At 56.5% G+C, this 25114-nt stretch carries 22 protein-coding genes and 1 pseudogene; 13 read left to right on the top strand and 10 right to left on the bottom strand.

The window, feature by feature from the left end; genetic code table 11:
* The first annotated feature begins 2 nt into the window (after positions 1–2).
* The gene (gene queC / locus RRF55_RS17130; protein ID WP_002891863.1) at positions 3–704 is read left to right on the top strand and encodes a 7-cyano-7-deazaguanine synthase QueC; all 702 of its coding nucleotides are present in this window, start codon (positions 3–5) and stop codon (positions 702–704) included.
* A 111-nt stretch (positions 705–815) separates the two neighbouring features.
* Here queC and RRF55_RS17125 read toward each other — a convergent pair whose 3' ends face one another.
* The 9 genes from RRF55_RS17125 to bolA form a co-directional block, all read right to left on the bottom strand.
* On the bottom strand, positions 816–1217 hold the full coding sequence (locus tag RRF55_RS17125; RefSeq protein ID WP_002891860.1) for a YbgC/FadM family acyl-CoA thioesterase: 402 nt from the start codon (positions 1215–1217) through the stop codon (positions 816–818).
* A gap of 111 nt (positions 1218–1328) precedes the next feature.
* Positions 1329–1697, bottom strand: coding sequence for a helix-hairpin-helix domain-containing protein (locus tag RRF55_RS17120; protein WP_002891859.1), 369 nt, complete (start codon positions 1695–1697; stop codon positions 1329–1331).
* A 148-nt stretch (positions 1698–1845) separates the two neighbouring features.
* Positions 1846–3720: a peptidylprolyl isomerase gene (gene ppiD, locus RRF55_RS17115; RefSeq protein WP_023284735.1), complete on the bottom strand. Its 1875-nt coding sequence runs from the start codon at positions 3718–3720 to the stop codon at positions 1846–1848.
* 214 nt (positions 3721–3934) lie between these two features.
* A complete protein-coding gene (gene hupB, locus RRF55_RS17110; protein WP_002444653.1) occupies positions 3935–4207 on the bottom strand; it encodes a nucleoid-associated protein HU-beta in 273 nt (90 codons plus the stop codon).
* 209 nt (positions 4208–4416) lie between these two features.
* Positions 4417–6771, bottom strand: a complete 2355-nt coding sequence (gene lon / locus RRF55_RS17105) for an endopeptidase La (RefSeq protein ID WP_004151336.1) — start codon at positions 6769–6771, stop codon at positions 4417–4419.
* Between the two features lie 183 nt (positions 6772–6954).
* Positions 6955–8229 carry an ATP-dependent protease ATP-binding subunit ClpX gene (clpX, locus tag RRF55_RS17100; protein WP_002891807.1) on the bottom strand — a complete coding sequence of 425 codons (1275 nt, stop codon included), beginning with the start codon at positions 8227–8229 and terminating at the stop codon, positions 6955–6957.
* A gap of 250 nt (positions 8230–8479) precedes the next feature.
* The gene (gene clpP, locus RRF55_RS17095) at positions 8480–9103 is read right to left on the bottom strand and encodes an ATP-dependent Clp endopeptidase proteolytic subunit ClpP (protein WP_002891804.1); all 624 of its coding nucleotides are present in this window, start codon (positions 9101–9103) and stop codon (positions 8480–8482) included.
* A gap of 309 nt (positions 9104–9412) precedes the next feature.
* The gene (tig, locus tag RRF55_RS17090; RefSeq protein WP_004147333.1) at positions 9413–10711 is read right to left on the bottom strand and encodes a trigger factor; all 1299 of its coding nucleotides are present in this window, start codon (positions 10709–10711) and stop codon (positions 9413–9415) included.
* A 345-nt stretch (positions 10712–11056) separates the two neighbouring features.
* Positions 11057–11374 carry a transcriptional regulator BolA gene (gene bolA, locus RRF55_RS17085; protein WP_002891649.1) on the bottom strand — a complete coding sequence of 106 codons (318 nt, stop codon included), beginning with the start codon at positions 11372–11374 and terminating at the stop codon, positions 11057–11059.
* A gap of 302 nt (positions 11375–11676) precedes the next feature.
* On the opposite strand from bolA, the gene RRF55_RS17080 reads away from it, so the two are divergent.
* The 8 genes from RRF55_RS17080 to RRF55_RS17045 all read left to right on the top strand — a co-directional run bounded on the left by RRF55_RS17080 (position 11677) and on the right by RRF55_RS17045 (position 19620).
* A complete protein-coding gene (locus tag RRF55_RS17080) occupies positions 11677–12255 on the top strand; it encodes a lipoprotein (RefSeq protein ID WP_002891647.1) in 579 nt (192 codons plus the stop codon).
* Between the two features lie 43 nt (positions 12256–12298).
* Positions 12299–13774: a muropeptide MFS transporter AmpG gene (ampG, locus tag RRF55_RS17075; RefSeq protein ID WP_004178749.1), complete on the top strand. Its 1476-nt coding sequence runs from the start codon at positions 12299–12301 to the stop codon at positions 13772–13774.
* 479 nt (positions 13775–14253) lie between these two features.
* Positions 14254–15198, top strand: a complete 945-nt coding sequence (gene cyoA, locus RRF55_RS17070) for a cytochrome o ubiquinol oxidase subunit II (RefSeq protein ID WP_002891641.1) — start codon at positions 14254–14256, stop codon at positions 15196–15198.
* Positions 15199–15217: 19 nt separating this feature from the next.
* Positions 15218–17209, top strand: a complete 1992-nt coding sequence (gene cyoB / locus RRF55_RS17065; protein WP_002891638.1) for a cytochrome o ubiquinol oxidase subunit I — start codon at positions 15218–15220, stop codon at positions 17207–17209.
* The gene (locus RRF55_RS17060) at positions 17199–17810 is read left to right on the top strand and encodes a cytochrome o ubiquinol oxidase subunit III (RefSeq protein ID WP_002891635.1); all 612 of its coding nucleotides are present in this window, start codon (positions 17199–17201) and stop codon (positions 17808–17810) included. Before cyoB ends, RRF55_RS17060 begins: the two co-directional genes overlap by 11 nt.
* Positions 17810–18139, top strand: coding sequence for a cytochrome o ubiquinol oxidase subunit IV (locus RRF55_RS17055; RefSeq protein ID WP_002891634.1), 330 nt, complete (start codon positions 17810–17812; stop codon positions 18137–18139). The genes RRF55_RS17060 and RRF55_RS17055 overlap by 1 nt, the downstream gene beginning before the upstream one ends.
* 11 nt (positions 18140–18150) lie before the next feature.
* On the top strand, positions 18151–19038 hold the full coding sequence (cyoE, locus tag RRF55_RS17050) for a heme o synthase (RefSeq protein ID WP_002891629.1): 888 nt from the start codon (positions 18151–18153) through the stop codon (positions 19036–19038).
* A 249-nt stretch (positions 19039–19287) separates the two neighbouring features.
* Positions 19288–19620, top strand: a complete 333-nt coding sequence (locus tag RRF55_RS17045) for a hypothetical protein (RefSeq protein WP_002891626.1) — start codon at positions 19288–19290, stop codon at positions 19618–19620.
* A 39-nt stretch (positions 19621–19659) separates the two neighbouring features.
* Here the strand turns inward: RRF55_RS17045 and RRF55_RS17040 are convergent, their stop codons facing one another.
* Positions 19660–20418, bottom strand: a complete 759-nt coding sequence (locus tag RRF55_RS17040; RefSeq protein ID WP_002891624.1) for an IclR family transcriptional regulator domain-containing protein — start codon at positions 20416–20418, stop codon at positions 19660–19662.
* Positions 20419–20570: 152 nt separating this feature from the next.
* Between RRF55_RS17040 and RRF55_RS17035 the strand changes: the two genes are divergently transcribed.
* The 4 genes and pseudogenes from RRF55_RS17035 to RRF55_RS17020 all read left to right on the top strand — a co-directional run bounded on the left by RRF55_RS17035 (position 20571) and on the right by RRF55_RS17020 (position 25108).
* On the top strand, positions 20571–21392 hold the full coding sequence (locus RRF55_RS17035) for a shikimate dehydrogenase family protein (RefSeq protein WP_023284734.1): 822 nt from the start codon (positions 20571–20573) through the stop codon (positions 21390–21392).
* Positions 21389–23065, top strand: coding sequence for an FAD-dependent oxidoreductase (locus tag RRF55_RS17030; RefSeq protein ID WP_102000027.1), 1677 nt, complete (start codon positions 21389–21391; stop codon positions 23063–23065). The genes RRF55_RS17035 and RRF55_RS17030 overlap by 4 nt, the downstream gene beginning before the upstream one ends.
* 13 nt (positions 23066–23078) lie before the next feature.
* Positions 23079–23399 (top strand): NIPSNAP family protein, encoded by a 321-nt coding sequence (locus tag RRF55_RS17025; protein WP_002891541.1) that lies wholly within the window; start codon positions 23079–23081, stop codon positions 23397–23399.
* Positions 23400–23409: 10 nt separating this feature from the next.
* A pseudogene (locus RRF55_RS17020) lies at positions 23410–25108 on the top strand (FAD-dependent oxidoreductase).
* Positions 25109–25114 lie beyond the last annotated feature (6 nt).

Raw genomic sequence — 25114 nt, 5'->3', positions numbered from 1 at the left:
CCATGAAACGCGCCGTAGTTGTCTTCAGCGGAGGACAAGATTCAACCACCTGTCTGGTGCAGGCTCTGCAACAGTATGATGAAGTGCATTGCGTCACTTTTGATTATGGCCAACGCCACCGCGCGGAAATCGACGTTGCGCGCGAACTCGCCCTGAAACTGGGCGCCGTCGCGCATAAAGTGCTGGACGTCACTCTGCTCAACGAACTGGCAGTCAGCAGCCTGACCCGCGATAACATTCCGGTACCGGACTATCAGCCTGATGCCGAGGGCATTCCCAACACCTTTGTCCCCGGGCGTAATATTCTGTTTTTAACCCTGACGGCAATCTACGCCTATCAGGTAAAAGCCGAAGCCATCATCACCGGCGTGTGCGAGACCGACTTCTCTGGCTACCCGGACTGCCGCGATGAGTTTGTCAAAGCGCTGCACCACGCCGTCAGCCTGGGGATGGCGAAAGACATTCGCTTTGAGACGCCGCTGATGTGGCTGAATAAAGCCGAGACCTGGGCGCTCGCCGACTACTGGGGTCAGCTGGATCTGGTGCGCCGGGAAACCCTCACCTGCTACAACGGCATTAAGGGCGATGGCTGCGGCCAGTGCGCCGCCTGTAACCTGCGCGCAAACGGACTCAACCAGTATCTGGCGGACAAGGTCGGGGTAATGGCGGTTATGCAGCAAAAAACCGGACTGGCGCAGGCATAATCTCCGGGGATCGATTTACCGGAGCTTTGACTCAAATTCCCCGGTGGCGCGATGCTTACCGGGGCTACGGGTTCATCACCTGCCGTGGGCCAGCCACTCGCACGACGGTTGTCAGCGCAGGTTCATCTGGTCAAGTTTCGCACGCAATTCCCCTTCCAGCGGCAGCGCCTTCTGGGTTTTCAAATCGATACAAACGAAGGTAATCAGCGCATCGGCCACTACTTCGCCATTGGGGTTGAGGGTGACCACCTGGCTTAGGGTGCCGCTTTTGCCGTTGAGTTGCTCCAGTTTGCTGCTCACCGTCAGCACATCGCCCAGTACCGCCGGACGACGATAGTTAATATTGATATTCACCACCACGAAGGCGATGTTTTTCTCCATCATCCACTGAAACGCGGGGCTGTTTTCCAGGCCGTCCCAGCGGGCTTCCTCAAGGAACTCCAGGTAGCGAGCGTTGTTCACATGCTGGTAGACGTCCAGATGATAGCCGCGAACTTTAATTTGTGTCTGCATAGCACTAATGCCTTTCTGTTATTGTTGTTTATGAGGTAAGAGGTCACACCACTTGATGCAACCTCTTTATCCTGGCAAAAAATCACCGCTGTGCAAGGTCTGGCATAAAATTTACAGCGTCAGATGGGCTAAATTGCGCTCCACCAACGCGCTCCCCATTCCCGGGACCTGCTTCAGATCATCGAGGGTTTTGAACGGCCCGTACTCTTCGCGGTAGCTGACAATAGCCTGGGCTTTTTTCAATCCTACGCCATTCAACGCCTGCGCCAGCTGTTCGGCGCTGGCGCGGTTAATGCTGACCTTTGTCGCCCCGATGTCAGACTCGCCGGGCACCGCTTCCGCCTTCGCCGAAGAGGAAGCCTGCACATTTTCTTTATTCACCGCCGCTTTGCCGCTGGCGGGTGCCGCCAGCGCCCCCTGTACCCCTACCGCAAAAACCAGAACGCCCGCGGCCATCAGTGCTTTTATTCCATATTTCATGCTGATATCTCCTTGTGTGTAGACAGCAAGGTCACGATAGCGTCAGTGCGGATGGTCGACAAAAGGCAAATCACAGAAATGGAAAGGGCCGCGAAAGCGGCCCTTGAGGATTACATCGTGTTGCTCATTTTTGCGAGACGACGCGAAATTACTGCTGCTGGTCGATGCTGTCGCCGAGCTTAATTTTCGCCGCCTTGCGCAGGTTGCTCATCAGCGCTTCGAAAGCGATTTGGGCATTGTTCTGGGTGATCCCCTGAACCATGGCCTTCTTCTGCTCTTCCGGCATGCTGCCGGCTTTCACCTCATCCAGCGCTACCAGCACCACATCGCCTTGCATATTGCTGCCCACGCCGTAGACCGGTTTACCCTGCTGCGGCAGCGGCAGGGTAAATGCCAGCTGGCTCAGCGGATCCTGGCCGGTACGAGAAAGCGTCTGCGGCGCGCCAAAGCTCAGGCCAGCCGCCTTCATCGCTTCATCGCCTTTGCCGTCTTTCAGCGCCGCCAGCAGCTTGTCGGCCTCCAGTTTCGCCTGCTGTTCCGCTTTATTGTGCTTAACGATATCGCTAACCTGTGCCTTCACTTCGGCAAGCGGCTTCACCGCCTCGGCTTTGTGTTCGCTAATGCGCAGAACAAAAGCGCGATCGCCGTCAACGGTAATGATATCGGAGTTGCTGCCCGGCGCGCCGTTCTCACCCACCAGACCGCCGTTAAAAATAGCGTCAGCGACCGGTTTAAAGTTCAGCTCCTCCGGCAGGTTATCGCGGCCAAACCAGCCGGTTTCTACGACCTTCATCCCGGCGACCTGCGCTGCGCTCGCCAGCGATTCATTATCGTTGCTGGCCGCATCGCTCACCTTCTGCTGCAGCGCGTAGTAAGCATCCAACGCTTTTTCCTGCTTCACTTTCGCCGCAATGTCATTACGCACGTCAGCCAGCGGCTTCACCTGCGCCGGCTGGACGTCGTCCAGACGAGCTACCAAAAAGCCAACCGAGGATTTGATCACGCCAGACAGCTGGCCTTTCTCTTTCAGCCCGGCATCTTTCAACTCAGGCACGGTAGAGGCATCTTCCATCCACCCCATATCGCCACCGTTGCGGGCAGAGATAATATCGGTCGATTTTTCTTTCGCCAGCGTGGCGAAGTCCGCTCCTTTTTGCAGCTCGGCCAGTACCGCTTTCGCATCGGCTTCAGTTTTGGTCTGAATCACGCTGTAGCGGTTGCGCTGCGGCTGAGTGAACTGATCCTTGTGCTGGTCGTACCATGACTGAATCTCTTCGTCAGAGGCGCTCTCCTGCATGCTGGCGGCATCCATTTTGATGTAGCTGACGCGGAACTGCTCCGGCGCCATAAAACGGGCCTGATTCTGCTGCCAGAAGGCGTTGATTTCCTCATCGCTGGCGGTCTGTTTTGCCGCCAGGGCATTTACGTTGATGGTCGCTTCGCGGACCACCCGCTGTTGAGATACCAGCGCCGCCAGCTGATCGGACTCGCCCGGCAGCATGAAGTCGGTACCCGCAATGGCGTTAATCAGCTGCTGCGTGGTCAGCTGGTTACGCAGCGCCTGGGCGTACTGATCGGTGGTCATCCCCATCTGGGCGACAATACCGCTGAAACGCTGGTTGTCGAACTTACCGTTCGTCTGGAACGCCTGGGTCTGGAAGATCGCCTGCTTCACCTGCTCATCGCTGATGCTGAGGCCCAGCTCGCGGGCATACTGATCCAGAAGCGACTCATCGATCAGGCGGTTCAGCACCTGCTGGCGCATGGTTTTCATGTAGTTTTCGTTCGCCGCCAGCTCGGAGAATTGATCGCCAAGCTGCTGCTGCATACGGTTACGTTCGCTGGCGACGGCGTTTTCAAACTGCCCACGGCCAATCTCCTGGCCATTCACTTTTGCGGCATAGTTTTTGCCACCGCCAATCAGGTAACCACTCACCCCGGTCAAAATGAACGAGACGATAATGATACCGAAAATAATCTTGAGCACGACGCTGTTGGCGGCCGTGCGTAGGTTGTCCATCATGGTGTAACAACGCTCCGCTGTAGATGACTTTAGCTCGCGCAGCATAGCACGTGATGGCCGCCGCGCGTGAGGACGTATTTTGACAAGAAAACAGGGTGATTGTCAGCCCACAAGTGGCGATAAACACACATAAAGTGGTCTGAAAAGGCAATAAAAAAGGCACATCTCACGATGCGCCCTTGTACTTCGTCACATTCCCTGACGGGAAAGCCGATCAGTTCACCGCGTCTTTCAGCGCTTTACCAGCACGGAAGCCCGGCACTTTTGCGGCAGCGATAGTAATTTCTTTACCTGTTTGCGGGTTGCGACCAGTACGGGCGGCACGTTCTTTAACAGCAAAGGTACCAAAACCTACCAGCGCAACGTCATCCCCAGCCTGCAGAGATTCAGTAACAGAAGCGATTAAAGCATCTAACGCACGTCCAGCTGCAGCTTTAGAAATGTCCGCACCCGCAGCAATTTTGTCAATCAGTTGAGATTTATTCACTGTTCTCTTCCTCTCTTTATAATTTATATCGCACCTGAGTCCTTCATAGTGCGACCGCGCAGCAGTTATATCAGGACTGTCATGCCCTTACAACAGCAGTTGTCGATGACCCCCCTGCCAGCGATCTAAGTTAGCTACACAAAAAAAGGCTGGCAAGTCCGAAATGACTTACCAGCCCTATTTTTATTAGCGCAATTTGCGCAGAATCACTATTTCGCGGTCACAACCTGCATGCCGAACGGTTCGTTCTGCAGCGCAAGTGTCAGAACTTCCTCGATTCGTTTCACCGGATGGATATCCAAATCGGCGATAACGTTATCCGGAATTTCTTCAAGGTCGCGTTTGTTCTCATCAGGAATCAGAACAGTCTTAATGCCGCCGCGATGCGCCGCCAGCAGTTTTTCCTTCAGACCGCCGATCGGCAGCACCTGACCACGCAGAGTGATTTCACCGGTCATCGCCACATCAGCGCGTACCGGGTTACCGGTCAGGCAGGAGACCAGCGCCGTGCACATGGCAATACCCGCGCTCGGACCATCCTTAGGCGTCGCCCCTTCCGGCACGTGCACGTGAATGTCACGCTTCTCGTAGAAGTCGGCGTTAATGCCCAGCTTGTCAGCCCGCGAACGTACCACCGTCAGCGCAGCCTGAATCGACTCCTGCATCACCTCGCCCAGCGAGCCGGTGTAGGTCAGCTTGCCTTTGCCCGGCACGCAGGCGGTTTCGATGGTCAGCAGATCGCCGCCCACTTCCGTCCACGCCAGACCGGTCACCTGACCGACGCGGTTCTCACTATCGGCGCGGCCATAGTCGAAGCGCTGTACGCCGAGATAATCATGCAGATTCTCACCGTTAATTTCGATGTGTTTCAGCGATTTATCCAGCAGCAGTTGCTTAACGGCCTTGCGGCACAGCTTGGAGATTTCACGCTCCAGGCTACGTACCCCCGCTTCCCGCGTGTAGTAACGAATAATGCCGATAATGGCGCTATCGTCGACGGTCAGCTCGCCTTTCTTCAGCGCGTTACGTTCGATCTGCTTCGGCAGCAGATGACGTTTGGCGATGTTCAGTTTTTCATCTTCGGTATAGCCGGAGAGACGAATCACTTCCATACGGTCCAACAGCGGCGCCGGAATGTTCATGGAGTTGGAAGTCGCCACGAACATCACGTCGCTGAGATCGTAATCCACTTCCAGGTAGTGGTCGTTAAAGGCCACGTTCTGTTCCGGATCCAGCACCTCAAGCAACGCGGAAGCCGGGTCACCGCGCATGTCGGAAGACATTTTGTCGATCTCGTCCAACAGGAACAGCGGGTTTTTGACCCCCACTTTCGCCATTTTCTGGATCAGTTTGCCCGGCATCGAGCCAATGTAGGTCCGACGATGACCGCGGATTTCCGCTTCATCGCGCACGCCGCCAAGCGCCATACGAACGTATTTCCGTCCGGTCGCTTTGGCGATGGATTGACCCAGCGAGGTTTTACCTACCCCCGGCGGTCCCACCAGACAAAGGATTGGCCCCTTGATTTTGTTCACCCGGCTCTGCACCGCGAGATATTCAAGGATGCGATCCTTCACGCGCTCCAGGCCATAGTGATCGGTATCGAGGATCTCCTGGGCCTGACGCAGGTCTTTTTTGACCTTACTGCGCGCATTCCACGGCACCTGCACCATCCAGTCGATGTAGCCACGCACGACTGTCGCTTCCGCTGACATCGGCGACATCATCTTCAGCTTCTGCAGTTCCGCTTCGGTTTTTTCTTTCGCCTCTTTCGGCATTTTCGCCGCGTCGATCTTACGCTTCAGCGCTTCGTTTTCGTCCGGGGCGTCGTCCATCTCGCCGAGTTCTTTCTGAATCGCTTTCATTTGCTCGTTCAGATAGTACTCGCGCTGGGATTTCTCCATCTGCTTTTTGACGCGGTTGCGAATGCGCTTCTCAACCTGCAGCAGATCGATTTCCGATTCCATCATCGCCATCAGATATTCCAGACGTTCGTTAACGTCGGACATCTCAAGCACAGACTGCTTGTCAGCCAGCTTCAGCGGCATGTGCGCCGCGATGGTATCCGCCAGGCGCGCCGGATCGTCGATGCTGTTCAGCGACGTCAGCACTTCCGGTGGGATCTTCTTGTTCAGCTTGATATAGCCTTCAAACTGGCTGATAGCGGTGCGAACCAGCACTTCCTGCTCGCGTTCGTCAATCGCCGGCGAGTCGAGATACTCCGCTTTCGCCGAGAAATGCTCGCCATTATCAGACAGCGCAGAAATGCGAGCACGCTGCAGCCCTTCGACCAGCACCTTCACGGTGCCGTCCGGCAGCTTCAGCATCTGCAAAATAGACGCCACGGTTCCAACGGTGAAAAGATCGTTTACACCCGGCTCATCCGTCGACGCTTCTTTCTGCGCAACCAGCATGATTTTTTTATCATGGTCCATGGCCGCTTCGAGGCAACGGATAGATTTTTCCCGCCCTACGAACAGGGGTATGACCATGTGCGGATAAACCACCACATCGCGCAATGGCAATACGGGGATTTCAATGCGTTCAGAACGCTCAGGATTCATAGAGCTCTCTCTTAGTTTAAAGTCCGCCAGGTAGCCGACGACGCCACACTCCACTGCATCGTCGTTAATATGTAATCCAGTATATGGGGATGTATTCCACACATTCAACGGCGGGAATGCAGGAAAAATAAAAGGGGAGATAAAATCCCCCCTTTTTGTTAACTGCTTGAGTGAAATGGTTAATTATTCACCAGATGCCTGCTGAGCTTCCGGTTTGCCGTAGATCAGCAGCGGTTTGCTCTGACCGGCGATAACCGACTCATCAATGACCACTTTTTCGACATCTTCCATCGAAGGCAGGTCATACATGGTATCCAGCAGCGCCGCTTCCACAATTGAGCGCAGGCCACGGGCGCCGGTTTTACGCGCCATCGCTTTCTTGGCGATAGCGTCCAGCGCTTCGTCGCGGAATTCGAGCTCTGCGCCTTCAAGGCTAAACAGCGCCTGATACTGCTTGGTCAGGGCGTTTTTCGGCTCTTTCAGGATCTGGATCAGGGCTTCTTCGCTCAGCTCGTTCAGGGTCGCCACTACCGGCAGACGGCCGATGAACTCCGGGATCAGACCAAACTTGATCAGATCTTCCGGCTCGACCTGAGCCAGCAGTTCCCCTTCGCTCGCTTTGTCGGACTTCGCTTTTACCGTCGCGCCAAAACCAATGCCGGAGCCGGTTTCCACACGGTGGGAAATCACTTTGTCCAGGCCAGCGAACGCGCCGCCGCAGATAAACAGGATCTTGGAGGTATCAACCTGCAGGAACTCCTGCTGCGGATGTTTACGCCCGCCCTGCGGCGGAACGGCGGCAACGGTCCCTTCGATAAGCTTCAGCAGCGCCTGCTGCACGCCTTCGCCTGAGACGTCGCGCGTAATCGACGGGTTATCGGATTTACGCGAAATTTTGTCGATTTCGTCGATATAAACGATGCCGCGCTGCGCTTTCTGCACGTCGTAATCGCACTTCTGCAGCAGTTTCTGAATGATATTTTCGACGTCCTCACCCACATAACCGGCTTCGGTCAGGGTAGTGGCGTCCGCCATGGTAAACGGCACATCCAGCAGGCGCGCCAGCGTTTCCGCCAGCAGCGTTTTACCGGAACCGGTCGGCCCGATCAGCAGGATGTTGCTTTTACCCAGCTCTACGCCATTGCTGGTATCGCCATTGCGCAGACGCTTGTAGTGGTTGTATACCGCGACCGCCAACACCTTCTTCGCCTGTTCCTGACCGATGACGTAGTCATCAAGGTGGTGGCGAATCTCGTGCGGCGTCGGCAGCGCGCTGCGCTCGCGGTGCGGCGCCACTTCTTTAATCTCTTCGCGAATGATGTCGTTACATAAATCAACGCATTCGTCGCAGATATACACGGATGGCCCGGCGATCAGCTTACGCACTTCATGCTGGCTTTTGCCGCAAAAAGAGCAATACAACAATTTGCCCGATCCATCTTTGCGTTTATCTGTCATGAGTCCAAACCTCTTTTTAAGTTCTTTGTGCCGCACACGACGACGCAAATGCCATTCTCAGGCGCAAGCCGCCATATAGCGTTGTGCCGCCCTTCATTAGTATATACACAAAATCCTTCGCGCTACATCGAGCCGGTAGCGAAGCCACCGGCCGCAAGCCTGCCAGACAAGCGGCCGAATAAAAGCCAACCGCTCGCACAGACGTGGCGAGAAGGATGAAGCGTAAAGCGGCACCCTTGCGCCTTGGGCATCAATTACGATGGGTCAAAATAGAGTCGACCAGCCCGTACTCCACGGCTTCCGCAGCAGACAGGAAGCGGTCACGCTCGGTGTCACGCTCAATCTGCTCAAGAGACTGGCCGGTATGATGCGCCATCAGCTCATTCATGCGTCCTTTCACCTTCAGGATTTCACGGGCGTGGATCTCAATATCCGTCGCCTGTCCCTGATAGCCGCCCAGCGGCTGGTGGATCATCACGCGGGAGTTCGGCAGGCAGAAGCGCTTGCCTTTCGCCCCGGCGGTCAGCAGGAACGCGCCCATAGAAGCGGCCTGCCCCATACAGATGGTGCTGACATCCGGCTTGATGAACTGCATGGTGTCATAAATCGACATCCCGGCGGTGATTACCCCGCCCGGAGAGTTAATGTACAGGTAAATGTCTTTTTCCGGGTTTTCCGCTTCCAGAAACAGCATCTGCGCCACGATCAGGTTTGCCATGTGGTCTTCGACCTGGCCGGTCAGAAAAATGACGCGTTCCTTAAGCAGACGGGAGTAGATATCAAAAGAACGTTCACCGCGTGAGGTCTGTTCAATGACCATCGGCACCAGGGCCATATGGGGTGCAAAGTTGTCTCGTTCGCCACTGTATGACATTTCCGTCTCCTGGAGTAATTTTAAAATACCTGCTGCACTGATTGTAACCTTACGGACGGATTATCAGCCACAGTTTCTATCCGCTGAATGCGTCACCGCCTCTTCAATACGCGTGCGATTGCGGATGCAGTTGCCTCCCCCGGTAATGGGGATGGTGTTGCCATATTTCAAGCATAACAAGCTTTTGCTGTAACGCTATCATGGTTAATGCGTTTTCGCACCGTGCCTGTGGCTATCATTATCTTAAAAAAAAACCCGCCGCCTTTCGGCAACGGGTTTTTGCTCGAACCTTAAACGATAGCGGCGAAATTACGCCTGCTGGTTCATCAGTTCGTTGAAGGAAGTGGCTTTTTCAGACACTTTGGCTTTCGCCAGCACGGCTTCAACAGCCTGCTCTTCCAGCGCCACGTTGCGCATATTATCCATCAGCTCTTTGTTCTTGCTGTAGAACTCAACGACTTCAGACGGATCTTCGTACGCAGAAGCCATCTCTTCGATCAGGGCTTTTACGCGCTCTTCGTCAGCTTTCAGCTCGTTGGTGCGGATCACTTCGCCCAGCAGCAGACCAACAACGACGCGACGTTTAGCCTGCTCTTCGAACAGCTCGCGCGGCAGTTCCAGAGCCTGTTTCTCGTTGCCGCCGAAACGCTGAGCAGCCTGACGACGCAGCACGTCGATTTCGCTGTCGATCAGGGCAGCCGGAACGTCGATCTCGTTAGCTTTAACCAGACCTTCGATAGCCTGAGACTTCACGCGGTTACGCACAGCGCCTTTCAGCTCGCGTTCCATATTTTTACGCACTTCAGCGCGCAGGCCAGCGACGGAACCATCTTCCACGCCGAAACGTTTGATGAACTCTTCGGTCAGCTCAGGCAGTTCACGCTCTTCGACTTTCTTCAGGTTGATAACGAACTTAGCCGCTTTACCTTTCAGGTTTTCTGCGTGGTACTCTTCCGGGAAGGTCACGTCGATGGTGAACTCTTCACCCGCTTTGTGGCCTTTGATACCGTCTTCGAAGCCCGGGATCATGCGACCCTGGCCCATCGCCAGTACGAAGTCAGAGGCTTTGCCGCCTTCGAACTCTTCGCCGTCAACAGAACCGGTGAAGTCGATGGTTACGCGATCTTCAGCGTCAACCGCGCCTTCTTTTTCTTTCCAGGTCGCCTGCTGCTTGCGCAGAGTTTCCAGCATGGTATCAACGTCAGCGTCGGTGACTTCAACAACCGGTTTTTCAACTTCGATCGCGTCCAGACCCTGCAGTTCAACTTCCGGATACACTTCGAACTCTACCGCGTAGGTGAAGTCTTCGCCCAGTTTGTATTCGCCCGGAACGTAGTTCGGCGCGCCGGCCGGATTGATTTTTTCTTTGATGATCGCGTCAACGAAATGACGGCTCATCAGGTCGCCCAGCACGTCCTGGCGAACGGAAGCGCCATAGCGCTGAGCAACAATATTCATCGGCACTTTGCCTTTACGGAAGCCGTCAATGCGAACTTTTTTCGCTACGTTGACCAGCTCGCTTTTGACAGCATTCTCGATGCTGTCAGCGGCGATAGTAATCGTTACACGGCGCCCAAGGCCCTGAGTGGTTTCAACTGAAACTTGCATCTTGTTACCTCAAAAAAATCACAGTGCTCGGTCAACTCTGGAAGCGCGTGTAGGTGGCTTCGCAGAACCGGGATGCCCTCTTCAAATCAGAAACACATTCCCTGTCGTCAGAATCATCCCGAAGACATTCATATATAAGACGCGGCATTATAGCGGCATCACTTTTGTGAGTCGAGAACGGTTGTCGCCTGGTGCTGCGGCATTTTTCACATTTCCCGCTCAAATTTGCCCGCAAAAGCGCTGACTTTGCGCATTTTCCAGGCAAAACAAAACGGCCCGTAGGCCGTTTTTGCTAAATCTGCAAGCAACATACTGGAAAAGCGCCAGCGGTTGCAAATGGGATTTCTAAGCGATACTCCCTGCGCCGCGGCACGGCGGCGAAGCAAATACCGTATCCTGTAATGCTTCCCATTCTTTAATCGTGTAGGTGTGCAGCGCCAGGGCATGCACCGTATTCGACAGCTCCTCGGTTAGCGTGCCGTAGATCATACGGTGGCGATTGAGGAAACGCTCGCCAGTGAAGCGATCGCTCACTAACACCACTTTAAAATGACTTTCAGAGCCCGCAGGGACGTTGTGACGATAACTTTCATCCACGACTTCGAGATACATCGGGTCGAACGCTGCTCTAAGTTTTGCTTCGATCTGTTCACGTATCATCATGAATTTTCTCCTCCGACAACGCTGAGATGCCGCCACTCCATTTAAATGTTAGCCGCTTTTACCGCTTCCATTAGGAGAAAACAACAAAAAATTAGCATTGTTCTGATATTTTCATTCAAAAGTATCACGTTTACTGGCTCTGGTCGCCAGATCCGTCGGGGAACGAGCCATTAACCGTGGCGGGACGCTCAGAAAACCGCCAGCACGATGGATTTACACGCGTTGCCACTTCCCCTTGCCGTTGGCAATGCTATGATGGCGGTAATTTTCCTTATAACAACACCATGCGTTGAGACCTGAACATGCTTAAGAAGATTCTTTTCCCGTTGGTCGCCATGTTTATGCTGGCAGGATGCGCCACGCCGCCGACCACCATTGAAGTATCGCCGAAAATCACGCTGCCGCAGCAGGATCCAAGCCTGATGGGCGTGACCGTCAGCATCAACGGCGCCGATCAGCGTCCGGACCAGGCGCTGGCGAAAGTGACGCGTGACAATCAGCTGGTCACTCTCACCGCCTCCCGCGATCTGCGCTTCCTGCTGCAGGAAGTGCTGGAGAAACAGATGACGTCTCGCGGCTACATGATTGGCCCGAACGGCGCGGTCGATCTGCAGATCATCGTCAACAAACTCTATGCTGACGTCTCTCAGGGTAACGTGCGCTATAACATCGCCACCAAAGCCGATATCGCCATCATCGCCACCGCGGCAAACGGCACGAAAATGACCAAAAACTACCGCGCCAGCTACTCCGTTGAAGGCGCCTTCCAGGCCTCGAACAAAAACATCGCTGATGCCGTCAACAGCGTCCTGACCGATACCATCGCCGATATGGCGCAGGACACCAGCATCCACGATTTCATCAAGCAAAACGCGCGTTAATGCTATCGCGAACCCGGCCTCCGCCGGGTTCGTGCTTTATGCTATGTCCAGTCATTACTTACGCATTTTTCAGCAGCCGAAATCAGCCATTTTGCTGATCCTTGGCTTCGCCTCCGGTCTGCCGCTGGCTCTCACCTCCGGTACCCTGCAGGCCTGGATGACGGTGGAAAATATCGATCTGAAAACGATCGGTTTTTTCTCGCTCGTCGGCCAGGCCTATGTCTTTAAATTCCTCTGGTCCCCGCTGATGGACCGCTACACGCCGCCGTTTCTTGGGCGTCGTCGCGGTTGGCTGTTGACCACCCAGGTATTACTCCTGCTGGCGATCGCGGCGATGGGCTTTCTTGAGCCGGTCACCCAATTACGCTGGATGGCGGCGCTGGCGGTGGTGATCGCCTTCTGCTCGGCGTCGCAGGATATTGTGTTCGACGCCTGGAAAACCGACGTGTTGCCAGCAGAAGAGCGTGGAGCCGGCGCCGCGATCAGCGTGCTGGGCTATCGCCTGGGGATGCTGGTCTCCGGTGGACTGGCCCTGTGGCTTGCCGACCGCTATCTCGGCTGGCAGGGGATGTACTGGCTGATGGCGGCGCTGCTGGTGCCCTGCATTATCGCCACGCTGCTGGCGCCCGAACCGAGCGACGTTATCCCGGTTCCCAGATCGCTCGAGCAGGCGGTAGCCGAACCGCTGCGCGATTTTTTCGGCCGCAACAACGCCTGGCTGATTCTGCTGCTCATCGTCCTTTATAAGCTTGGCGATGCGTTTGCCATGAGCCTCACCACCACCTTCCTGATCCGCGGCGTGGGATTTGACGCTGGCGAAGTGGGAATGGTGAACAAAACCTTAGGCCTGTTCGCCACCATTCTCGGCGCCCTGTACGGCGGCGTCCTGATGCAGCGGCTGACGCTGTTTCGGGCACTGCTCATTTTCGGTTTGCTGCAGGGGGTCTCTAACGCCGGCTACTGGCTGCTGTCGATTACCGATAAGCACCTCTATTCCATGGCGACCGCGGTATTCTTTGAAAACCTGTGCGGGGGAATGGGGACGGCGGCATTTGTCGCGCTGCTGATGACGTTATGTAATAAGTCTTTCTCCGCCACCCAGTTCGCACTGCTCTCGGCGCTCTCTGCGGTCGGTCGCGTATACGTTGGGCCGATTGCCGGCTGGTTTGTCGAGGCTCACGGCTGGTCGACCTTCTATCTCTTCTCTGTCGTTGCGGCGGTGCCGGGGATTGCCCTATTGCTGCTGTGCCGGCAAACGCTTGAGCATACCCAACGCACCGCAAGCTTTATGCCGCGTAGCGAGTTCCCGCAGGCCTATGCGCTGGCGCTGGGGATCCTGACACTGGGCTGCCTGCTGCTCGCGGTGTGGCTGGCGCTGCTGATCCTCAACGCGCTGGATTATACGTCGTTCTCCTTCCTGTCCGGCCTGCTGGAGGTTGCCGCGCTCACCGCCGTCGGCGGGATTTTGTTCGGCGGCCTGCTTGACTATCTGGCGCTGCGTAAAACCCGCCTGATTTAAGGATCCAGCATCATTATTAGCCGTTGTAATTACGAAACGTAATTATAACGGCTTATTAACGCTTTTATATTGTCCGCCGCGCTATTTGTTGTTTTGTGCGTTTTTGATTTCTGGAAATTATTGACAGTTTTCGTTCGACTCTTTAAATAATTTAACCGATTCAGCTCCGGGGATTTTATTTTTCGTTTTCACAATGTCTTTTATTTGATAATTAAATGTTAAACAATTGTTCTAATTTGTGGGTGGTTATGCCCATTAGCCGCTAAGCACTCCTTTTCTTATCCCTTTCGTTATCAATCCCGCGAAAATCAGGCTTTGCAAGCGATTAAGTAACACTACGTTACATATGTGACAAACCAAGCAGAAGCCGCTAACACAGAACTGACAGAGATCCAATCATGTTTACAGTAATGCAACCTTACCGTAAAATGCCCATACACTTTAAACGCCACCAGATCCCGTGGAATTGAGGTCGTTCAATGAGACTCAGGAAATACAATAAAAGTTTGGGATGGATGTCATTAATCGCAGGTACTGTATTACTCAGTGGTTGTGATTCTGCACTCCTTGACCCAAAAGGACAGATTGGACTGGAGCAACGCTCTTTGATTCTGACGGCCTTCGGCCTGATGATGATTGTCGTTATTCCCGCCGTCTTGATGGCAGTAGGATTTGCCTGGAAGTATCGCGCGAGCAATAAAGATGCGAAGTATAGCCCGAACTGGTCACACTCCAACAAAGTGGAAGCTGTGGTCTGGACGGTACCTATTCTGATCATCCTGTTCCTGGCCGTTCTGACCTGGAAAACCACTCACGCACTGGAGCCAAGCAAACCGCTTGTCCATGACGAGAAGCCAATCACCATCGAAGTCGTATCGATGGACTGGAAATGGTTCTTTATCTATCCGGAACAGGGTATTGCTACCGTTAACGAAATCGCCTTCCCGGCGAACGTACCGGTACACTTCAAAGTGACCTCTAACTCGGTGATGAACTCGTTCTTTATTCCGCGCTTAGGTAGCCAGATTTATGCAATGGCCGGTATGCAGACTCAGCTGCACCTCATTGCTGACGAAGCTGGTACTTATGACGGTATCTCCGCTAGCTACAGTGGCCCGGGCTTCTCAGGTATGAAGTTCAAAGCGATTGCCACCCCGGATCGGGCGACTTTCGATCAGTGGGTTGCAAAAGCCAAACAGTCTCCGAACTCCATGGACTCCATGGCCGCGTTCGAGAAAGTGGCTGTGCCTAGCGAATACAACAAAGTGGAATATTTCTCTAACGTGAAACCGGATCTGTTCAAAGATGTTGTGAACAAATTCATGTCTCACGAGAGCATGAACATGTCTAAACCTGAAGGCGAGCACGCTGCTCACGACGGGATGGAAGGCATGGACATGAGCCACGCGGAAACCGCTCACTAAGGGGCCGAGGAAGAAAACGATGTTCGGAAAACTTACACTGGATGCAGTGCCCTACCACGAACCTATTATCGTGGTAACGGTGGCTGCGATTATCATTGGGGGACTGGCGCTTCTGGCAGCCATCACTTACTTCGGTAAGTGGTCCTACCTATGGAACGAGTGGCTGACTTCTGTCGACCACAAACGTCTCGGTATCATGTACGTTATCGTGGCAATCGTCATGCTGCTGCGTGGCTTTGCTGACGCCATCATGATGCGTAGCCAGCAGGTGCTGGCTTCGGCCGGGGAAGCCGGCTTCCTGCCGCCTCATCACTACGATCAGATCTTTACCGCCCACGGCGTTATCATGATCTTCTTCGTGGCGATGCCGTTTGTTATCGGTCTGATGAACCTGGTGGTTCCGCTTCAGCTCGGCGCGCGCGACGTAGCCTTCCCGTTCCTCAACAACCTGAGCTTCTGGTTCACCGTTGTGGGCGTGATTCTGGTTAACCTGTCTCTGGGCGTTGGTGAGTTCGCGCAGACCGGTTGGCTGGCCTATCCGCCGCTGTCGGGAATTGAGTACAGTCCTGGCGTAGGGGTTGATTACTGGATTTGGGCGCTGCAGCTCTCCGGTATCGGTACTACCCTGACCGGTATTAACTTCTTCGTGACCATTATCAAGATGCGCGCCCCGGGCATGACCATGTTCAAGATGCCGGTATTCTCCTGGGCATCTCTGTGCGCTAACATCCTGATTATCGCCTCGTTCCCAATTCTGACCGTCACCATCGCGCTGCTGACCCTGGATCGTTACCTGGGCACCCATTTCTTTACCAACGATATGGGTGGCAACATGATGATGTACATCAACCTGATTTGGGCCTGGGGTCACCCGGAAGTGTACATCCTGGTTCTGCCGGTGTTCGGGGTCTTCTCCGAAATCGCCGCGACCTTCTCGCGTAAGCGTCTGTTCGGTTACACCTCTCTGGTATGGGCAACCGTCTGTATTACCGTTCTGTCGTTCATCGTTTGGCTGCACCACTTCTTCACCATGGGTGCTGGCGCGAACGTAAACGCCTTCTTCGGTATTACTACCATGATTATCGCGATCCCGACCGGGGTTAAGATCTTCAACTGGCTGTTCACCATGTATCAGGGTCGCATCGTCTTCAACTCGGCGATGATGTGGACTATCGGCTTTATCGTGACCTTCTCCGTAGGTGGGATGACCGGCGTGCTGCTGGCGGTACCGGGCGCGGACTTCGTTCTGCACAACAGCCTGTTCCTGATTGCGCACTTCCATAACGTTATCATCGGCGGCGTAGTGTTCGGTTGCTTCGCAGGTCTGACCTACTGGTGGCCGAAAGCCTTTGGCTTCACCCTGAACGAAACCTGGGGCAAACGCGCTTTCTGGTTCTGGATCATCGGCTTCTTCGTGGCGTTTATGCCGCTGTACGTGCTGGGCTTCATGGGTATGACCCGTCGTCTGAGCCAGCAGATCGATCCGCAGTTCCACCCGATGCTGGTTATTGCAGCTTGCGGTGCGGCGCTGATCGCCTGCGGTATTCTGTGCCAGCTGATTCAGTTCTACGTGTCTATTCGCGACCGCGATCAGAACCGCGACCTGACCGGTGACCCGTGGGGTGGCCGTACGCTGGAGTGGGCAACCTCTTCTCCACCGCCGTTCTACAACTTCGCTATCGTTCCTCAGGTTCACGAACGTGATGCCTTCTGGGAAATGAAAGAGAAAGGTGAAGCGTACAAACAGCCTGCTCACTATGAAGAAATTCATATGCCGAAAAACAGCGGCGCCGGCATCGTGATTGCCGCCTTCGCTACGGTATTTGGTTTCGCCATGATCTGGCATATCTGGTGGATGGCGATCGCCAGCTTCATCGGCATCGTAGCGACCTGGATTATTAAGAGCTTTGACGAGGACGTGGATTACTACGTACCGGTTGCAGAAGTCGAAAAACTGGAAAAACAGCATTTCGATGAGATTAACAAAGCAGGGCTGAAAAATGGCAACTGATACTCTTGCGCATACTGCCCACGCGCATGAACACGGGCACCATGATACAGGACCGATGAAGGTATTCGGTTTCTGGATCTACCTGATGAGCGACTGCATTATCTTCGCTACGCTGTTTGCTACCTATGCCGTTCTGGTGAACGGCACGGCCGGCGGACCGACGGGCAAAGATATTTTTGAACTGCCGTTCGTTCTGGTTGAAACCGCACTGCTGCTGTTCAGCTCCATCACCTACGGCATGGCGGCTATCGCCATGTACAAAAACAACAAAAGCCAGGTGGTTTCCTGGCTGGCGTTGACCTGGTTGTTTGGCGCCGGATTTATCGGGATGGAAATTTATGAATTCCATCACCTGATCATGGAAGGCTTTGGTCCGGATCGTAGTGGCTTCCTGTCCGCGTTCTTCGCGCTGGTCGGCACCCACGGTCTGCACGTGACCTCCGGTCTTATCTGGATGGCGGTGCTGATGTTCCAGGTTTCACGTCGTGGCCTGACCAGCACTAACCGCACGCGTATCCTGTGCCTGAGCCTGTTCTGGCACTTCCTGGACGTCGTGTGGATCTGCGTGTTCTCGGTTGTCTATCTGATGGGGGCGATGTAATGAGTCATTCTACCGATCATAGCGGCGCTTCTCACGGCAGCGTGAAGAGCTACATGACAGGATTTATCCTGTCCATCATCCTGACGGTCATTCCGTTCGCCATGGTGATGAGTGGCTCCGCCTCGCATGCGGTTATCCTTGGCACCATTCTGGTGACCGCTGTGGTGCAGATCGTGGTACACCTCGTGTACTTCCTGCATATGAACAGCAAGTCCGATGAAGGTTGGAACCTGACCGCATTTATCTTCACCGTAATCATCATTGCGATCGTGGTTGTCGGCTCCATCTGGATTATGTGGAACCTGAACTACAACATGATGATGCACTAAGAGCGGCGAGTATGTTTAAGCAATACCTGCAAGTAACGAAACCAGGCATTATTTTTGGCAACCTGATCTCCGTGATCGGCGGTTTCCTGCTGGCCTCCAAAGGCCACATCGACTATCCGCTGTTCGTCTGGACGCTCCTTGGAGTATCCCTGGTGGTCGCCTCGGGTTGTGTATTCAACAACTACATCGACCGGGACATCGATCGTAAGATGGAACGGACGAAAAACCGGGTGCTGGTCAAAGGGCTGATCTCGCCAGAAGCTTCGCTGGTGTACGCCACCTTGCTGGGTATTGCTGGCTTCATGCTGCTGTGGTTCGGCGCTAACCCGCTGGCCTGCTGGCTGGGGGTGATGGGGTTCGTGGTTTATGTCGGCGTCTACAGCCTGTACATGAAACGCCACTCCGTCTACGGCACGCTGATTGGCTCACTCTCCGGCGCTGCGCCGCCGGTGATTGGCTACTGCGCGGTCACCGGTGATTTCGACAGCGGTGCGGCGATCCTGCTGGCTATCTTTAGCCTGTGGCAGATGCCTCACTCCTACGCCATCGCGATTTTCCGCTTTAAGGATTATCAGGCGGCGAATATTCCGGTGCTGCCGGTGGTGAAAGGCATTTCGGTCGCCAAAAACCATATTACGCTGTACATCGTCGCCTTTGCCGTGGCAACCCTGATGCTCTCGCTGGGCGGCTACGCCGGGTATAAATACTTGGTCGTGGCGGCAGCGGTCAGCGTCTGGTGGCTGGGCATGGCGCTGCGTGGCTATAAAGTGGCCGATGATAAAGTCTGGGCGCGTAAGCTGTTCGTCTTTTCTATCGTCGCCATCACCGCGCTGTCCGTGATGATGTCCGTTGACTTTATGGTGCCGGATTCACATAGTCTGCTGGCTTACGTGAGATAATTACGCACTCCCGTACGATCTAAAGCCCCGTATTTACGGGGCTTTTTCTTTCCTGTTTCATCATCGCTTTCTTTCTCATTTCATACTTCCCTCCCCTCCCCCGTCGCTTTCCCGCTATCTTTCATATCAAAAAATGAGGAAAAATTGAGCCAGTACGCATCGGGCATCACTCGCGCCGCACGGTCCTGCAATGCTACCTTTCGCCGGGGCTCTTGCCCCTTTGGGAAATAATCACTACAAGGAATTGCAATGAAAGAGTTAACACTGAACGAAATGGAGTATATCTCCGGTGGCTTTAATCTGTTCGGCGCAGCCAGCAGCTTCGCCAGCTTTGTCGCCAACTCTGGCGTCGGCTTCACCTCTTTTGTTCTGACCTCCGGCACCGCATTTGCCTCCTTCGTCGGCGACAGCGCGATGGCGTTTGGTTCCTTCCTGACCGGACAGTCAAACTGGGAAACCTTTGTGACCGCCGGAAAGGAAAACTGGGGAAGCTTTGTTAACACCGCCGGCAACAGCTGGAATACTTTCGTGAATAACGCGGCCAGCGACTGGAACACCTTTCTGACCAAAGCGTCGGCCTAAGCGACGTCTATCTTAGGGCAGCGCCACTGGCTGCCCTGTTTAACCCACCAGCATCGCCTGCGCGCTGTAGAGCAGATCGAGGTGATCGCGGCATAACGCTTCCAGCGAAGTGCGCGATTGATGACTGGTCAGACTCAGCGCCCCCCACCAGGTCCCTTCCCTGTCGGTTAACGGCACCGCCAGCACCAGCATGCCAATCTCAAACTCCTGCTCAATGGTGGCGTATCCCTGGCGCCGTACCTGGGCGATTTTCTCCATCAGCGACGCGATATCGGTCACCGTATAGGGGGTACGTTGTTCCCGGGTTATGCGCTGCAGGACGGTCTCACACTCTGCTTCCGGCAGCGAAGCCAGCCACAGTCGCCCCCCGGCGGTACAGAAAATGGGCACCCGCTCCCCAAGCCGCACCGACGTAGAGTTGAACGGCGTATGCCGACTGCGGGCGATATAGACCAGTTCATCTTCATCCACCACCCCCACCGAGGCGTGCTCTTCGGTCCGGCTGGCGATGTATTCGACAATCGGCCGTACCATGCGAGGAAACTGCGCCGAATCGACATAGGCCTGGCCAAGCCGCAGCGTCTTTGGGGTAAGCCAGTAATAGCGCCCGTCGGTTTGCAGATAGCGCTCATGCAGGAGCGTCAGCAGAAAACGTCGCGCGGCGCTTTGCGTCAGGCCGCTCATTTTCGCCGTCTGGGCGACGGTGAGCTTTGGGCAGGTTTTGGAAAAAAGCTGAATTAGCGCCAGCCCTTTTTGTAAACCGACGATCAGATCGCGTGGATGAATGGTGTTTTGCATATTCGCTCACATTTTTGCAACATCATTATCGATTTCCTGCGATTATCGCAGCGTTCGTGCGATTAACAACCGACATGTCCGAATTCTGCGTTGTCGCTCCCAGCTTCCACTGAAATACTTTCACAACATTAATTTAACAAATGAGGTTTGAAATGGTCAGTGGAACTACCCAGGTTGTCGCCGTGATTGGTCATCCGATCGCCCAGGTGAAATCACCGGATAACTTCAACCGCTACTTTGCCGAACAGCACATGGACAGCGTCATGATCCCGGTGGATATCGCCCCGGACGCGGTGGCCGCCTACCTTAACGCTCTGCGCGGCTGGCAGAACATGACCGGCGTGCTGGTGACGGTGCCGCATAAGCAGCGCGCCGCCGCGCTGGTCGACGACCTCACGCCGCGCGCCCGCCGACTCAACGCCGTCAATGTGATCCGCAAGCTGGCGGATGGCCGCCTGCAGGGCGATATGCTGGACGGCGTCGGCTTTCAGCTCGCCGCCGAGGCGCAGGGTTTTCAGCCGGCAGGTAAGCAGGCGCTGCTCTCCGGTTGCGGCGGCGTCGGCAGCGCCATCGCCTGGGGACTGTGCGAGGCGGGGATCCGTCGGCTGGCCCTGCACGATCAAACCCCGGCCACCCGGCAGCGCCTGCATGACCTTCTGGCTGAGGCCTTTCCGGCGGTGCAACTGAGCGCGCTGCCAGACACCCTTTACGGCCTCGATCTACTGGTTAATGGCTCACCGGCCGGCATGGCCGGATTTGATGAGCTGCCTCTACCGCAGGCGCTTCTGGATACGCTCGACAGCACCACTCATGTGGCCGACGTTGTCACCGCCCCGGTGATGACGCCGTTGCTCACTTTCGCCGCCGCACGTGGTTGCAAAGTACAGACCGGGCCGGAAATGGCGCTGGCGCAGATGAGGCTGATGGGCCAGTTTATCGGCGCCATCCCGCAGGCGCAGGGAGCGGCGGCATGAAGAGCTGGGATGTGATCGTCATCGGCAGCGGCGCGGCCGGTTTTGCCGCCGCGGTCACCGCCTGCTGTAAAGGGCTGTCGGTGCTGATGCTGGAGAAAGCCGGCCAGTTCGGCGGCACCTCGGCCATCTCCGGCGGCGCCGTGTGGCTGCACGATACCGACCAGGCGCGCGCCGAGGGCAAAAGCGGTAGCGCCGAGGCGATGAAAATCTACCTGCGAACCATTATCGGCGAGGGCCAGTACCGTGAAGATCTCGCCGAAGCGTTTGTCAGCGCCGGGCGGGAGGCGCTGGCCTTTCTCGAGCGTGAGGGGGCAGTAAAGTACAGCCTGCGTCCGCTCTCGCCCGATTACTATCCGGATGAACCCGGCGCAGTCGACGTCGGTCGTGCGCTGGAGGTGGTGGAGTATGACGGCCGTGAACTGGGGGACGCGTTTCGCGACCTGCGTTCACCGCCGCCGGGGATGCTGCTGTTTGGCGGGATGATGGTCAACCGCGTCGATATTCAACATTTTCTCGACATGCGCCGCTCGCTGCGCTCCCTGGCCCATTGCACCCGGCTGCTGCTGCGCTATGCCCGCGACCGGGTGAAGTACCCTCGCGGTACCCGCCTGGCGATGGGCAATGCGCTGATTGCCCGCATGGCGACTACGGCGCTGCGTAAAGGCATGAGCCTGCGGCTGAATGTCAATGTTCTGACGCTGTGCGAAGCGCAAGGCGCGGTCCGCGGGGTGGAGATTGAGTATCAGGGGCAAAGAGAGACGCTGCACGCCCGCCGCGGGGTGGTACTGGCCGCAGGCGGCTTCGCCGCGGGCGCGCTGGCGGCGCGCTATCGGCCACACACCCGCGAACACTTCACCATGTCGCCGCCGGCCAACGATGGCGCCGCGCTGCATCTCGCGGCGGCGCTTAACGCTCGCGAGGGAGCCGATCGGCCATCCAATTTTTTCTGGGCGCCGGTATCGGTGCTGACCCGGGCCGACGGCAGCGAGGAGCGCTTCCCCCATCTGGTAACCGATCGCGCAAAACCGGGCGTGATTGCCGTCAATCAGCGGGCGGTACGCTTCGTCAACGAGTCCAGCTCCTATCACCATTTCGCCAGCGCAATGCAGGATGCAGCGGAAAATGCCCCCTGTTTTTTACTCTGCGACGCCCAGGCGATGAAGCGTTATGGCCTCGGGCTGGCACGCCCGGCGCCGGTCAATAATGACGCCCTGGTCGCCGCTGGCTATCTGCACAAAGCCGATACCCTGGCCGCGCTGGCGCAACAGCTTGGTCTGGATGCCCAAACCCTGAGCAAAACGGTAGCCCGCTACAACCGCGACGCCGCGCAGGGCGTGGATCGGGAATTTGCTAAAGGCGGCAACAGCTATAACCGGGCGATGGGCGATCCGGGCCATCAGCCTGACGCCTGTAATGCCCCCCTGCTCAGCGCGCCGTTCTATGCCATCAAACTTTATACCGGCGATCTGGGGACCTCACGGGGCCTGGTCACCACCGCCGATGCCCAGGTCGTCAATACCCAAGGACACCCCATCCCGGGGCTGTACGCGGTGGGAAACGACATGGATTCGCTGATGGCCGGCACCTATCCGGGCCCCGGCATCACCCTCGGCCCGGGGCTGACGTTTGGCTATCTCGCCGCCTGCCATCTGGCACAACACTCCACCCACTAATCAGGAAAACATCATGATCTACGAAAAACGCACGTACACCATCAATCCGCTGAAAATGGCCGACTGGCTGGCGCTGTACCAAAGCGATGCCCTGGCGGTGCAAACCGACCATCTCGGCCAGCTAATCGGCTTCTTTTTTACCGAGATCGGCGTGGTCAATCAGGTAGTGCACATCTGGGCTTATGAAAGCCTGGACGATCGTCTGGTGCGCCGCGCGCGGATGGCCCAGGACGAACGCTGGCAGACCTTCTCGCGTAAAAATCGCGAACTGGCCGCCGTGGAACGCCTCGAGTCGGTGCTGATGCGCCCCACCGCTTTTTCACCTCTGCAGTAAGGAGTCCAACATGAGCGGGCCTGTGAAGGTGGATGTGCTGGTGGTCGGCTCCGGCGCCGCGGGGCTCTCTGCCGCGGTGACTGCGGCGATGCACGGCGCCAGCGTCATGGTGGCGGAGAAAGCGTCAGTGCTCGGCGGAACCAGCGCCTGGTCCGGCGGCTGGCTGTGGATCCCCCGCAACCCGCTGGCGCGGGCGGAGGGCATCGACGAAGCAGCCGACGCGCCGCTGACCTATCTGCAGCATGAGATGGGGGGCGAAGCCGCCGATATTCGTCTGCAAACCTTCCTGCGTTACGGGCCGGAGATGGTGGAATTTTTCCATCAGCGGACAGCGGTGCAGTTTCTCTCGGGCAGCGCCATGCCGGACTTTCACCCGTCGCCGGGTGCGGCGAACGGTGGGCGGTCGGTCACCGCGCAACCCTACGATGGCCGCCTGCTCGGCGACTGGCTCCATCGCCTGCGTCCGCCGCTGGAAACCATTAGCCTGGGCGGGATGGGCATCGCCGGCGGCGCGGATATGGCGCATTTTTTCAATGCCACCCGCTCGCCGCGCTCCGCGCTGTATGCTGCCCGCCGCCTGCTGCGCCACGGCTGGCAGCGGCTACGCGCCGGACGGGGGCAGCATCTGGTCAATGGCAATGCGCTGGTCGCCCGTCTGCTGCGATCCGCCCTCGACGCCGGCGTGCGTTTTCAGCTCAATGCCCCGGTGGTCCGGCTGCTGCAGGGTCCGCCGGGCGTGTCCGGCGCGGTGCTGCGCAGCGACGGCGGGGAGATTCACGTCGAAGCTGGCGCCGTGGTGCTGGCCTGCGGCGGTTTTCCCCACGATCGCCAGCGGCTGGCGCAGGTGGTGCCCCACGCGGCGGAGGGTTACGGCCATTTCTCCGCCGCACCGCCGGACAATCAGGGCGAGGGGATCAGGCTTGGCGAATCCGTCGGCGGCCAGTTCGACACTTCCCTGCGCCACCCGCTGGCCTGGGCGCCGGTGTCCCGCGTCACTCTGGCCAGCGGCCAGCAGCTAATGTTTCCTCATCTGGTGGAGCGCGCCAAACCCGGGCTGATCGCCGTCCTGCCCAACGGCAAACGTTTTGTTAACGAGGCCGACTCTTATCATGACTTTATCGCCGCCCTGCTGGCGGCCACACCCGCGGGCGACACGCCGCAGGCCTGGCTGCTGGCCGATCGTCGTACGCTGCGTCGCTACGGCCTGGGCCACGCCAGACCGTTCCCGTTCCCCCCCACCGCCTGGCTGCGTACCGGCTATCTGCAGCGAGGAAACACCCTGGCGGAGCTGGCGAAGCAGTGCGCTATCGACGCCAATGCGCTGGCGGAAACCGTTGAACGCTTTAACCACTTCGCCAGCACTGGCGAAGACGTCGATTTTCACCGCGGGGCCTCAGCCTATAACCGCGCCCAGGGTGACCATCAGGTGACGCTCGGACCGCTGCGCGAAGGGCCGTTCTACGCGGTGCGCATTCTGCCCGGCTCGCTGGGCACCTTCAGCGGATTGCAAACCGACGAACACGCCCGGGTGCTGGATGAACAGCAGCACCCGATACCGGGTCTGTACGCCATCGGCAACGACATGTCGAGCGTGATGCGCGGCTATTACCCCAGCGGAGGGATCACCCTCGGGCCCGCCATGACCTTCGGCTATCTGGTGGGTAAAAATCTGGCAAAAAAAAACAAATATAAACAATAACATAGTTTGATTTCCA

Origin of the sequence: Klebsiella sp. K47 (genome assembly GCF_051858335.1) — a bacterium.
Taxonomy (GTDB): Bacteria; Pseudomonadota; Gammaproteobacteria; order Enterobacterales; family Enterobacteriaceae; genus Klebsiella; species Klebsiella pneumoniae.
Note: the sequence above shows the minus strand (reverse complement) of the source record. Positions and strands in the feature narration are given on the sequence as shown.

Coding starts and splice junctions, on each gene's coding strand:
- queC (WP_002891863.1), top strand. CDS start 3: ATGAAACGCGCCGTAGTTGTCTTCAGCGGAGGACAAGATTCAACCACC.
- RRF55_RS17125 (WP_002891860.1), bottom strand. CDS start 1,217: ATGCAGACACAAATTAAAGTTCGCGGCTATCATCTGGACGTCTACCAG.
- RRF55_RS17120 (WP_002891859.1), bottom strand. CDS start 1,697: ATGAAATATGGAATAAAAGCACTGATGGCCGCGGGCGTTCTGGTTTTT.
- ppiD (WP_023284735.1), bottom strand. CDS start 3,720: ATGATGGACAACCTACGCACGGCCGCCAACAGCGTCGTGCTCAAGATT.
- lon (WP_004151336.1), bottom strand. CDS start 6,771: ATGAATCCTGAGCGTTCTGAACGCATTGAAATCCCCGTATTGCCATTG.
- clpX (WP_002891807.1), bottom strand. CDS start 8,229: ATGACAGATAAACGCAAAGATGGATCGGGCAAATTGTTGTATTGCTCT.
- clpP (WP_002891804.1), bottom strand. CDS start 9,103: ATGTCATACAGTGGCGAACGAGACAACTTTGCACCCCATATGGCCCTG.
- tig (WP_004147333.1), bottom strand. CDS start 10,711: ATGCAAGTTTCAGTTGAAACCACTCAGGGCCTTGGGCGCCGTGTAACG.
- bolA (WP_002891649.1), bottom strand. CDS start 11,374: ATGATGATACGTGAACAGATCGAAGCAAAACTTAGAGCAGCGTTCGAC.
- RRF55_RS17080 (WP_002891647.1), top strand. CDS start 11,677: ATGCTTAAGAAGATTCTTTTCCCGTTGGTCGCCATGTTTATGCTGGCA.
- ampG (WP_004178749.1), top strand. CDS start 12,299: ATGTCCAGTCATTACTTACGCATTTTTCAGCAGCCGAAATCAGCCATT.
- cyoA (WP_002891641.1), top strand. CDS start 14,254: ATGAGACTCAGGAAATACAATAAAAGTTTGGGATGGATGTCATTAATC.
- cyoB (WP_002891638.1), top strand. CDS start 15,218: ATGTTCGGAAAACTTACACTGGATGCAGTGCCCTACCACGAACCTATT.
- RRF55_RS17060 (WP_002891635.1), top strand. CDS start 17,199: ATGGCAACTGATACTCTTGCGCATACTGCCCACGCGCATGAACACGGG.
- RRF55_RS17055 (WP_002891634.1), top strand. CDS start 17,810: ATGAGTCATTCTACCGATCATAGCGGCGCTTCTCACGGCAGCGTGAAG.
- cyoE (WP_002891629.1), top strand. CDS start 18,151: ATGTTTAAGCAATACCTGCAAGTAACGAAACCAGGCATTATTTTTGGC.
- RRF55_RS17045 (WP_002891626.1), top strand. CDS start 19,288: ATGAAAGAGTTAACACTGAACGAAATGGAGTATATCTCCGGTGGCTTT.
- RRF55_RS17040 (WP_002891624.1), bottom strand. CDS start 20,418: ATGCAAAACACCATTCATCCACGCGATCTGATCGTCGGTTTACAAAAA.
- RRF55_RS17035 (WP_023284734.1), top strand. CDS start 20,571: ATGGTCAGTGGAACTACCCAGGTTGTCGCCGTGATTGGTCATCCGATC.
- RRF55_RS17030 (WP_102000027.1), top strand. CDS start 21,389: ATGAAGAGCTGGGATGTGATCGTCATCGGCAGCGGCGCGGCCGGTTTT.
- RRF55_RS17025 (WP_002891541.1), top strand. CDS start 23,079: ATGATCTACGAAAAACGCACGTACACCATCAATCCGCTGAAAATGGCC.